This window comes from Bacillus sp. 05T31, from assembly GCF_056396725.1.
Map to the genome: position 1 here is coordinate 1 of NZ_JBFTMA010000073.1, position 11,329 is coordinate 11,329.

At 35.4% G+C, this 11,329-nt stretch carries 10 protein-coding genes, 1 pseudogene and 1 other annotated feature; of the genes and pseudogenes, 5 read left to right on the forward strand and 6 right to left on the reverse strand.

The window, feature by feature from the left end; translation table 11 throughout:
* Together AC1DJR_RS07310 and AC1DJR_RS07315 are read left to right on the forward strand one after the other, a co-directional pair.
* The coding region (locus AC1DJR_RS07310) for a sensor histidine kinase (protein ID WP_477002299.1) at positions 1-647 on the forward strand (647 nt) is incomplete at its 5' end.
* A gap of 138 nt (positions 648-785) precedes the next feature.
* Positions 786-1,688 carry an EamA family transporter gene (locus AC1DJR_RS07315; protein ID WP_477002300.1) on the forward strand — a complete coding sequence of 301 codons (903 nt, stop codon included), beginning with the start codon at positions 786-788 and terminating at the stop codon, positions 1,686-1,688.
* Positions 1,689-1,878: 190 nt separating this feature from the next.
* Here AC1DJR_RS07315 and metG read toward each other — a convergent pair whose 3' ends face one another.
* Positions 1,879-3,513: a methionine--tRNA ligase gene (gene metG, locus AC1DJR_RS07320; RefSeq protein ID WP_477002301.1), complete on the reverse strand. Its 1,635-nt coding sequence runs from the start codon at positions 3,511-3,513 to the stop codon at positions 1,879-1,881.
* A 50-nt stretch (positions 3,514-3,563) separates the two neighbouring features.
* Positions 3,564-3,834, reverse strand: a binding site (T-box leader).
* 45 nt (positions 3,835-3,879) lie between these two features.
* Here metG and AC1DJR_RS07325 point away from each other — a divergent pair.
* The 3 genes from AC1DJR_RS07325 to AC1DJR_RS07335 all read left to right on the forward strand — a co-directional run bounded on the left by AC1DJR_RS07325 (position 3,880) and on the right by AC1DJR_RS07335 (position 7,403).
* On the forward strand, positions 3,880-4,767 hold the full coding sequence (locus tag AC1DJR_RS07325; protein WP_477002303.1) for a class I SAM-dependent methyltransferase: 888 nt from the start codon (positions 3,880-3,882) through the stop codon (positions 4,765-4,767).
* A 507-nt stretch (positions 4,768-5,274) separates the two neighbouring features.
* On the forward strand, positions 5,275-6,966 hold the full coding sequence (locus AC1DJR_RS07330) for a methyl-accepting chemotaxis protein (RefSeq protein WP_429686442.1): 1,692 nt from the start codon (positions 5,275-5,277) through the stop codon (positions 6,964-6,966).
* Between the two features lie 119 nt (positions 6,967-7,085).
* Complete coding sequence (locus AC1DJR_RS07335; protein ID WP_000082522.1) at positions 7,086-7,403, forward strand: metal-sulfur cluster assembly factor; 318 nt, start codon at positions 7,086-7,088, stop codon at positions 7,401-7,403.
* Positions 7,404-7,446: 43 nt separating this feature from the next.
* Here AC1DJR_RS07335 and AC1DJR_RS07340 read toward each other — a convergent pair whose 3' ends face one another.
* The 5 genes and pseudogenes from AC1DJR_RS07340 to AC1DJR_RS07360 all read right to left on the reverse strand — a co-directional run.
* A complete protein-coding gene (locus AC1DJR_RS07340; RefSeq protein WP_477002302.1) occupies positions 7,447-9,096 on the reverse strand; it encodes a M4 family metallopeptidase in 1,650 nt (549 codons plus the stop codon).
* A gap of 207 nt (positions 9,097-9,303) precedes the next feature.
* Positions 9,304-10,002, reverse strand: coding sequence for a pirin family protein (locus AC1DJR_RS07345; RefSeq protein ID WP_131246990.1), 699 nt, complete (start codon positions 10,000-10,002; stop codon positions 9,304-9,306).
* A 50-nt stretch (positions 10,003-10,052) separates the two neighbouring features.
* Complete coding sequence (locus AC1DJR_RS07350) at positions 10,053-10,463, reverse strand: MarR family winged helix-turn-helix transcriptional regulator (RefSeq protein WP_328009975.1); 411 nt, start codon at positions 10,461-10,463, stop codon at positions 10,053-10,055.
* Between the two features lie 108 nt (positions 10,464-10,571).
* Positions 10,572-11,006: a DUF3920 family protein gene (locus AC1DJR_RS07355; protein WP_131246991.1), complete on the reverse strand. Its 435-nt coding sequence runs from the start codon at positions 11,004-11,006 to the stop codon at positions 10,572-10,574.
* A gap of 194 nt (positions 11,007-11,200) precedes the next feature.
* Positions 11,201-11,329: pseudogene (locus AC1DJR_RS07360) on the reverse strand (cation/H(+) antiporter); the annotation flags it as partial.

Consider the following 11,329-nt stretch of genomic DNA (forward strand, 5'->3'; position numbering starts at 1 on the left):
TATCCCATGAATTAAAAACACCAATCGCAGCCGTTATGGGACAACTCGATGGCATGATTCACGGAATTGGCGCTTATAAAGATAGAGATAAATATTTAAAACGTTCATATGAGATGATGCAAGATATTAACATATTAACGGAAAAAGTGTCAGAATTATCCAAAATACAAAACCCTCAATTTAAACCAAATTTAAAAGTTATCTCATTAACTAATATTATTGAGGACGTTATAAAGAAAGTAGATTATTTTGTATCTGTAAAACAATTAAATGTTCAATCTAACATTAAACAAGATGTACAAATTTTAGCTGATCCTAAATTTATGCAAACTGCTATTTTTAACATTATTTCAAATGCAATTCATTATACAATTGACCATCAGCATGTATATATAAAACTTTATGAAAAGCCAAACGGTTACGCATTAGAAGTATTAAATACAGGTTCTCAAATTGATGAAGATAAACTTGCCCATTTATTTGAACCATTCTATCGCGCAAATCCTGACAAACATGGCTTAGTACAAGGTAGTGGTCTTGGGTTATATATTGTAAAACAAATATTAGATAAACATCAGTTTCCTTATGGAATACAAAACACACCTCAAGGTGTAAAATGCTCCATTGTATTCCCAAAAGCAATGTAAAACCTACTCTAATTTCATACCCCAAATTCATACTTCGTATGAATGGCGGAATTTTGTAGAGTATCTTACTCTGTTTCGTTCGCCCGTTATCCTTATTTGGATAGCGGGCGTTTTTTATTATTTAAAAGGAGGATTTTTATGGAGAAGTTTAAGTATTCATTACTAGTTTTATTCGGCGCTTGTAGCTACGGCGTACTTTCAACTATTTTTAAACTCGGATTCATCGACGGATTTTCCGCACACCAACTACTAGGAGGGCAATATGTCTTCGGATGGATTGGACTACTTTTACTCGTTCTGTTCTTTTCACGTCATAAAGTATCAAAAAAACAATTCTTTTCGTTACTAACAGTCGGCACAACAATGAGTATGACAGGTATTTTCTATGCTATTTCCGTAGAAGAATTGCCAGCCTCTATCGCTGTCGTTTTACTCTTTCAGTTCACTTGGATTGGTGTAGTCATCGAAGCGATTGCCAACCGGACATTCCCAAGCCGTGAGAAAGTTATATCTATTATTATTTTATTTACTGGTACATTGTTTGCTGGTGGAGTATTTGAAGGTCTTGGACAAAACTTTTCTACGAAAGGTATTATTTTCGGACTATTAGCTGCCGTCTCTTTCTCATTCTATGTATTTGTAAGCGGGCGCGTTGCTACAGCTGTTCCGCCTTATACRAAAAGCTTTCTTATGACAACGAGTGCTACTCTTATTGTATGCTTATTTTTCCCGCCCACCTTTTTAACAGATGGTGCCTTACAAGCAGGCCTATGGAAATATGCTTTCTTCCTTGGATTGTTCGGGGTTATTATACCTGTCATTTGTTTTTCAATTGGGGTACCAAAAGTCGGAACGGGACTTGGTACAATATTAGGTGCAGCTGAATTACCAACAGCAATTATCGCTTCTATTACACTTGTTTATGAAGTTGTATCRCCWATGCAGTGGATTGGGATTGTRGTTATATTACTCGGTATTTTYACACCRCAACTACTTACTGCTAGGAAAGAAAAAAAACATAATCGTGTKCATAGTGCGTGAMAACATCAACTTGTATATAAATGTGCATAAAGTCACGATATGTTAAACTTTAATACTACATTCAAGATAACATATTGCAGCTATTATTCTCGTAATCCTTGCTGTACTTTTCTTTTTAAAAGGGAAAAAAGAGAGTCCTACTGCATAACTAAAGACCTTTCATTTATTTGAAAGGTCTTTTCCTTATATTTCACTTTACCGCTCCATATAACTTCTCTAACTCATGTTCAATTTGTTTTACATCAATTCGCTCAAATAATGGCTGYACATTATCAATTCGGTTTGGCAACGTATTTTGAGGTTCCCAATTTACTTTAACACTCGATAATGTATTTCTAACTCTTTCACTTGAAAACGGTAAAAATGGTTCAAGCAATTGTGCAAAATTAGCGATAAGATAAACACAGTTACAAATCGTTTCTTCACATGAAACTGGGTCGTCTTCTCTTTGTTTCCAAGGCTGCTTTTCATCAAAGTATTTATTTGCAAAGCGTACTGCATCAAATATTGTTTCTAATGCCACCTTAAATTTAGTTTGTTCAATTGCTTCTCCTACACTTTTATATAATCCTTCTACCTTATCTCTCAGCTCCATATTAATATTTGCTTTTGGCACAATGCCATCATAATACTTTTCAATGAACTTCAACGTCCGATTCACAAAATTCCCGTATGCGCCTAATAGTTCACTATTATGACTGTAAATGAATTCACGCCATGAAAAATCAGTATCACGATTTTCTGGTGCATTTACTGTTAAAAAGTAACGAATAGAATCTGGATTATAGCGTTCCAATATATCAGGTACCCATACTGCCCAGTTTTTACTTGTCGATAACTTTCTTTTTTCTACTGTTAAATACTCATTCGAAACGATATGACGCGGGATCGCTCCTTCTCCTATTCCAAGTAATACCGCCGGCCAAATGATTGAATGAAACGGAATATTATCCTTACCATGTACATAATATGTTTTCGCTTCTCTATCCCAAAACTCTTGATCAGCTTTCCCTGTTTCTTCAGCCCAGTGTTTACTCGCTGAATAATATCCTGTCACAGCTTCAATCCATACGTAAATTTTCTTATCTTCATATCCTGCCAATGGAATTGGTACCCCTATTGGTAAATCACGTGACACTGCCCTATCTTGTAATCCTTCCTTTAAATATCTCTCTGTTAATTGAATTGCATTGTCACGCCATGTTCCTTTCTGCTTTRCAATTTCTRCRRCCTCTTTAATTKGYTGYTGAAATTTATGCAATGCAAAATAGAAATGCTCTGTTTCCTGTACTGATGGCGTACTACCRCATAACTTACATTTCTTTTCTAACAAATCRAGTGGATCTAAAATAGCGGAACAAGCATCRCATTGATCSCCCCTYGCYCCTTCATGACAATGTGGACAAATACCTTCTACATATCGATCCGGTAAAAATTGCGTACACGTTTCACAATAAGCTTGTTCGACTATTTTTTTATAAATATAACCTTCTTCTAATAGTCGCAAAAAGACTTTTTGAACAGTTTCATGATGATGCTCACTATCTGTACGTGTATAGCAATCATACGTAAAACCAAGGCTACGAAAACATCGCTCAAACTCTTCGTGATACTTATCAGCAATTTCTTTCACCGTTACACCTTCTTGTTTTGCTCTAATTGTAATTGGTGTTCCATTACAATCACTTCCTGAAACATACAACACTCTCTCACCTTTAGCCCGGTAATAACGTGCTAAAATATCTCCAGGTAACAAACTAGCAATATGCCCAAGATGCAACGAACCATTTGCATACGGCCAAGCGCCTCCAATAAAAATACTCATCTTACATTCCTCCTTTAAAATATAAAAAGCCCCGCCCTTATCTTAAAAAAGATAAGGGCGGGGYTTTTTAAACAGTCGCGGTACCACCTTATTTCGTCAGTCATTCGCATAACTAACCTTAACAAGTACGGAGCTATATGCTCTTATACTGTGGTTTTGATAACGAGTACCAACTCTCGTCGCCGCCTACTATTATCATTTGATAAGTTCAGGACGAAGCTCAAAGGCCATTGTTCAAATGAATATTCTTGCTTCTTCTCAGCTACCGAAGCTCTCTGGAAAGAATGATTCCATTCTACTTTTCCTTTTCAACGCTTTTATGTATGACACATATTTTACGACTTAATAACAGAAAAATCAAACTTTATTTCAAAAAAAAAAGGAAACCCCACTCACTCACCGAATAACTATACGTTCACAAAAGGAGTGATAAAATTGAATCAAAAACAACTAAGTACTATTAATGAAAAAAGCTGGAACGCAGCTGCTTATGAAGCTTGGACAAATCGCCACGGGGCGCCAGAGGATTATGCGAAAAAGCTCATGGAAGATCCCGTGCGCGAAGTAAATCATTATTTACCTTACATACAATCTCCAAAAGGAAARCGTATTATTAATTTACTCGGATCAAAAGGAAATAAAGCAGTTGCTCTTGCTCTTTTAGGAGCCGATGTAACAGTTGTAGACATTTCAGCAAGTAATGAAAAATATGCAACCGAACTAGCCGAAGCTGCTGGTGTCTCTATCCAATACATCGTCTCTGATGTACTGGATGTAAATCTTTCCGAATCATTTGATGTCGTATTGCTAGAACTTGGTGTACTTCATTACTTTTTAGATTTAAAACCACTCTTTCAAAAGATTGCTAACTTACTTAAACAAGATGGAATGCTTATCCTTCGTGACTATCATCCTATTTACACTAAATTATTAGGTGTAGATCATCCATCATTTCGGGCCAATGGAAATTATTTCGATGAAGAATTGATTGAAGATGATGTTGCTTATAGCATTCTTCTTACAGAATCGCAGAAAGAATCATTACCGAAAACAAACATACGCCGCTGGACGTTAGGAGAAATTGTTACAACACTTGCGGAAGAACGTTTTAAAATTGAAAAGCTAGTTGAAGAACACGGATCTCATCAAAAGTGGGTTTTCCCTTCTACTGCATCAGAGGGAATTGAAGAGCGTATACCCGGTCTATATACATTAATTGCAACACCATGCAAAAAAGGATCCCTTCACGGATAGGATCCTTTTTTGCATGCTTACGCATATAAGTTGAGGTTGGAGATTACCATAATTCTGTAGAATAGGACACAAGATATTTCAACATTCGTCTCTGACTTACGTCGTCAAAAAGGGGTATGACCAACATAACGAAGAGTAATGTTTCAGTTGATAGTGATAATCGTTATCAACTAATTAGAAGTATACAGGATGTTATTTCTAATTACAATAGTATTTCTTATTTTTATTTAAGAATTTTTGATATATAAATATATCCATTTTAATTCTACTCATCCGCCTCTTTCCATTATCTTCTATAATTTTTTTAAACAAAATTCATAATAAAGAGGGATTACTTTTTAGCCCCTCTTTTTCACTTTAAAATATATCTTTCTCTCTCCCACTCTGTCTGCTATAATTCCTAAAGGAAATAAGAAAGCTTTATTCCAGATGGAGTAAAGCTTTCTTTCAATTTTTAACATTAATTAATCCTAATACTAAGATTTCACAAAGGGGGCTTTTTATAATATGAATTTTGTAAGTATCAGAAAAAAACTTATGTTCATGATGGGAACGATTTGTGCTTTATTCGGGATTGCTTTAGCTTTTATTTTATTTTTTACTATTGACCAATCTCGTAAAGCTGAAGCATTACAAAAAGAAATTTCTCCTCTTGCAACAGAATTGAAAGAGCGTGGAGATGCTTATCAAGTACAGCTCTCTGCTTTAAGAGGTTATTTACTACAACATGATCAAGTCGAATTAGACAAGTTTCATGAAATGAGTAAACGTCTTGAGGATTCAAAAAGTGAACTTCTTTCTAACCCTAATGTTTCTCAACAAGTAAAAGATACAATGCAATTAGGCTCTACATGGAGACAATTTATTGATGATAAAGTTGTTACTCTTGCGAAAGAACAAAAATGGGAAGAAGCATTACAAGTTGCTTCTAAAGAAAATGGTACGGTTTATAAAGTTATTGGTGATTTCACAAACTATAGCAACGAACAAGCTAAGTTACGTGATCAATCCATTGAAAAAATTGACCAATCATCACTACTAATTGAATACGTTGTATTCTTATCACTTGTTATATGTATTGTCGTTGCAATTATTCTTGCATGGTGGTTCTCTGGTAAACTTGTAAAACCAATTCAACAAATTGATACGAAACTAAAAGAGTTATCTTCCCAAGAGGGTGACCTGACAGCTCGTCTACAAGTAAATAGCAATGATGAAATCGGTGCAATTGCAACATCATTTAATAAAATGTTAGAAAACTTGCAGCATATCATTAATCGTGTTCAAAAAACTTCTGTGGAAGTACAAAATGCTTCTGAAAATATGCTAGAAAAGACCAATACATCGCGTGATGCAACAATAAAAGTTCAAAGCTCGATGTCCAATTTAAATGCCAGCATCCAATCACAAACTTCTAGTATGGAAGAAAGCTCGACTGCAATGGATGATATGGCAATGAGTGTTCAGCGTATTGCAGAATCTGCTTCTTCTGTAGCTGAACTAGCTGTAGCCACGTCAGAACACGCTAGCGACGGAAGTACTGTTATTCAAAAATCTATTTCACAAATGACGACGATTCACGAAGCTGTAAATGCTACATCAGAAGTGGTCGAACGTCTAATCACTCATACGAAATATATTGATGCAGCTGTACAATCTATTTCCAATATCGCTGAACAAACAAATCTACTTGCTTTAAATGCTTCTATTGAAGCGGCTCGTGCCGGTGAACAAGGAAAAGGATTTGCTGTCGTAGCTGATGAAGTTCGTAAACTTGCTGAACAATCAAAAACAGCAGCAACAGATATTAACCAGTTGCTACATCAAATTCAAAATGATACAAAAACTGCTAGCTCTATGATGTCTCAAGGTCGCTCAGAAGCATCTGAAGGTATTAACGTCATTCGTGAAGCAGGCTCTTCCTTCACAACAATTGTTGGACAAGTGAATAAGGTATCTACCCAAATTCAAGACATATCAGCAACTGCTGAAGAAATGGCTGCAAGTGCTGAAGAAATGAATGCTTCACTTAATAACATCGCTTCAATTTCTAATGAAGTTTCAAGTGAGACTGCCGTAACAGCACAATCCGCTGCACAGAAAGTCGTTGTTATGAATGAAATGACCCTAACTGCAAAACAAATGAAACAAACGGTTGAAGAATTAGATGAACTCGTATCTCATTTTAAAACTGAATAGCTTTTTTAAAAATATTCCTCTTCCAAGAGGAATATTTTTTTGAGCTCATTCCCTGCACTTTATACGTATATCCGTTATAATGAGAATCGATATCATTAATATTTAGGGGGGTGCTACACATGTCACAACAAGCATTTGAAGAAAAGTTATATGCAAACTTAGAAGCTGTTATTGACCCTGAATTAGGTGTTGATATTATCAATCTTGGATTAGTTTATGACGTTACAGCAGATGAAAATAATAATGCTGTCATTACAATGACGATGACTTCTATCGGTTGTCCAATGGCTGGGCAAATCGTATCAGACGTTAAAAAAGTATTATCAACGAACGTACCTGAAGTAAATGAAATAGAAGTAAACGTTGTATGGAATCCGCCATGGACAAAAGAACGTATGTCACGCATGGCAAAAATCGCATTAGGTATTCGTGATTAAATAAGAACAAGACCTGACAATCCAGTCAGGTCTTGTTCTCTTATTATTTTACTCCTACAGCGTCATAAGCTTTCGTTACAGCTTGTACAGCTTTAGAGTTTTTACCGTATAGATCCTCTGCTGATTGAAGTGCAGCTTGGCGCATCATTTTGAAATTAGAGTTTGCAGTTAAATATTTTGTAAGAGCACGATAGTAAATTTTTTCTGTCGCTTCACGGCCCACTCCAGTTACTTTCACGCCATAATGGTCTCCACCTTCAGATACTAAATATGCCGCCTTATTGTTAATACTACTGTTAATATGAACGCCGCCATTATCAGCTGTTCCAGTATAACGTTTATTATAGTGATCTGGGTAACCTTCACCTGGTTTTAATGGATTTGGAATAGATGCTGGATCCTTCAGTGAACGAAGCGCATCACCAGGTTTACCAGGTGTATAAATATCTGCACCTAAATCCCAGCTCTTCTTCTCAACCATGACACCCATAATGTCAGATAATGATTCATTTAACGCTCCTGGCTCATCTTTATAAACAAGGTTTGCTGTATGCTCAGTTACAGCGTGCGTTAATTCGTGGCCAATAACATCTAGCCCTGCTGATAATGGAATAAATGTCTTACCATCTCCGTCACCATACATCATTTGCACACCATTCCACGCTGCATTATTCCAAGATTCACCTACGTGAACAGTAGAAATAAGTCTCGCACCTTTATCATCGAAAGAGTTACGGTTAAATGTCTTTTTATAGTAATCGTATACTTTTCCTGCATTCACATGCGCATCAACTGCCGCTTTATCTTCGAAGAACTTCGATTTACTTACAACTTCTTCCCCTGTATATCCAAGAATTTGTGAGAATAAATTAAACCAGTTTTCATCCATATTCTCTGCATCAAATGTATGAACACCTTGTCCTCGTGTACCATCAAATAAGTTGAACGCTCCTGTTTTCGTATCTTGAGCAATTTCAAATGATTGTCTAGCACCTAATACTCCGTAACCAAATCCAGTAATGTTATCTACAGCATTATATTTCTCAATAACATTTCCATTTGTTGCATCAACAAAGTAATGCCAATATCCTGGAGCTGGTTTTGAAACCGACGCTTTTACAAGATATGCAAGATAGTATTGACCATCTTTTTCATACACATATAAATCTTTTTTCACGCCATCATAATTCTTTACTTTACCAATTTCTTTCTCAATATTAGCTTTTGCAATCGTTTCTGCTTGTTCCGCACTAATACTTGCAGATGTAGGAATATTTTTATCATCTAAATTCGGAATAACTTGTCCGAAAAATGCTTTTACATTGTTCTCTTTATCAAGCGTAACTGTTTGATCTGAACCATACACAGGAATGTTATTATGCTTCTCAACTAACTTCACATGTGTTGTACCAGACTCAGCATCTTTTTCTTCACCAACGATATTGAAATGTTTGTCAATATTTCCCGCTAGTTTAAACATATCTTTTTTACTCTCTAAATATTGAAAGACCGTCTCTTTTTTATCTAGTCCTTCCGGCGCTTTCCATTCTTCACCTATGTAAGCTGGTGTTTTAAACTCTTGGTGATACTGGATTTTTTGCTCTTCTGCTTTCGTCGTAGTTGCTCCAAATGCCCCAAACCCACTTGCGATAACAGTTAATGCTAATGCTGATGAAATTACTTGCTTTTTCAATCTAACACTCCCCATTTCCCTAAAAGTTTTTAACACCTTTATAAATATTCTGAATAATCTTTCTAATACCTGCTCTCAAAAATTGAGAAAGTTTTTTCTGTTAATTTAACTCACACAAAAAAGGATATCGTTTTCGATATCCTCTTCCCTATAACTTTTCATCTCGCTATTCACATACTTAAAACCGCCATGGGTTAAAGTTTCACTTTATTCCATTTTCATTTCAATCGCTAAGTAGTGAGAGTTTTCTTTCGCTTGAATGTGAATATCTTCTTCTACAGCCTCCGCTGCATCACGCATTACGAGTGTTTCACCGTTTACAACGCTGCAACCTTCAATTTGTACAAGGTACAATTGACGTCCTTCTTTAACAGGAAAATGAATTTCTTTACCAGCTTCTAATGATAAAGAATATAAATTTGCATCTTGGTGAATATGAATTGGTGCATCTCCATCAGAAGGAGATACCATATGGAACCACTCATTTTCACGTTTACTCCAATCAAATTTAAACTCACCATAGTTTGGTTTATGACCGTCGCGGTCTGGTAAAATCCAAATTTGCAATAAACGTAATGTTTCACTTCCTAAGTTATGCTCACTGTGAAATACACCAGTACCTGCACTCATATATTGAACATGCCCACGCTCAATTGTCCCGCGGTTCCCCATACTATCTTCATGTGTTAATTCACCATCTATAACGTAAGAGATAATCTCCATATCACGGTGCGGATGCATATCAAAACCAGTTTGTGGCGCTATTAAATCATCATTCATAACACGCACTGCTCCAAAATTCATGTTGTTTGGATTATAATAATTTGCAAAGGAAAAATGAAAATGTGTATTTAACCAACCGTGATTTGCTCTTCCCATATTTTTATGATCAACTTTTCTAAACATATCCTTCACCTCATATTATCTCGGAATCGAGATATTTATTTTTAATTTTATCACTGCAATTTCTTCAGTAATTCTAATAATTGTTTTTGTTCTTCTCTATTTAACTTATCAAATTGCTCTGCTTGAAATGTTTCTTGCGGCGGGACTATTTCTTCATATAGAACCTTTCCCTTTTCTGTTAATGAAATATATTTCGTAGTACCTTCTTGTTCACGCTGAATCCAATCTAGTTGCTCCATCTTATTTAAAAGTTGAGTAACATTTCCTTTCGTAACAAACAACTTATTTCCAAGTTCTTGCTGCGTTAAACGATCGTTTCCTCCGATTTGAACTAATACATCAAACTGAGCGGCAGATACATTCCACTTTTTCAAATGCTGATTCGTCTCACGAATACTTCTATTATAAAAGCGTGATAAACGAAACCATAATAGTAATCCAAGTCTTTCCTCTGCTTTCATTCCATCACCTCGCTCATTTGATACTATTAGTTTAGAACTAAACTTATTAAAGGTCAACTACTTATTTTTAATTAGCAAAAAAGCACAGTGATTTTCCTCCACTATGCTTCAGATTAAATTTCTATTTTTATATTCATCTAGCTTCCTCTCCGCGAAATGCCTCGCATCTTTCTCAATCCATCTTTCTTCGTATAGTTCATTTCCAACATATAGTATATCGTCCTTATGCTGCATCGCATGCCTGAATTCATGCAATAGCGTTTTGAGCACTTGCTCATACTCTTCCCACATACAAACGAAAATTAATTGTTTTTCTTTATGATAAAAACCACCTACTGGGAATAAAAACTCCTCTTCTTCTTCTCCTAATGATAAAAGTACATGATTCGCATCACACGTATCACAAAAAATAACTGGCGTTGCACTTACTTCAATGAGAGAAAACAAATCATTTCTTAACTTTTTGACATCCCAAGGAAGCTCCGAATCCAACACATACCAATTCTCAACTTGTTGATATACATTTTGAAACTGGAGTTCCATTTCTCAATAATCCCCTTCCTAAACTCCCTTTTCCTATATGTATGCCACAATATGTAAAATATTAAACATATCCTTCTCTAACAAATAACAACCAGTTATTAATTTCCCATAAAAAAAGGAATCTATTTAACTATAGATTCCTTCACAATAATACCTTATATAAAGTCTGACCTTACACGTCAATTGTTTAAAATTTAGCTATTCTTTGTATCCCACTTAAAGATTTTATTTAAAAGTTTATATACATTCTTTGACTCTTTCGTTAGAAGGGGACCTAAAATGGATAGTATAAGCACATATAGTGCTGAGAATGGTTTCAATAC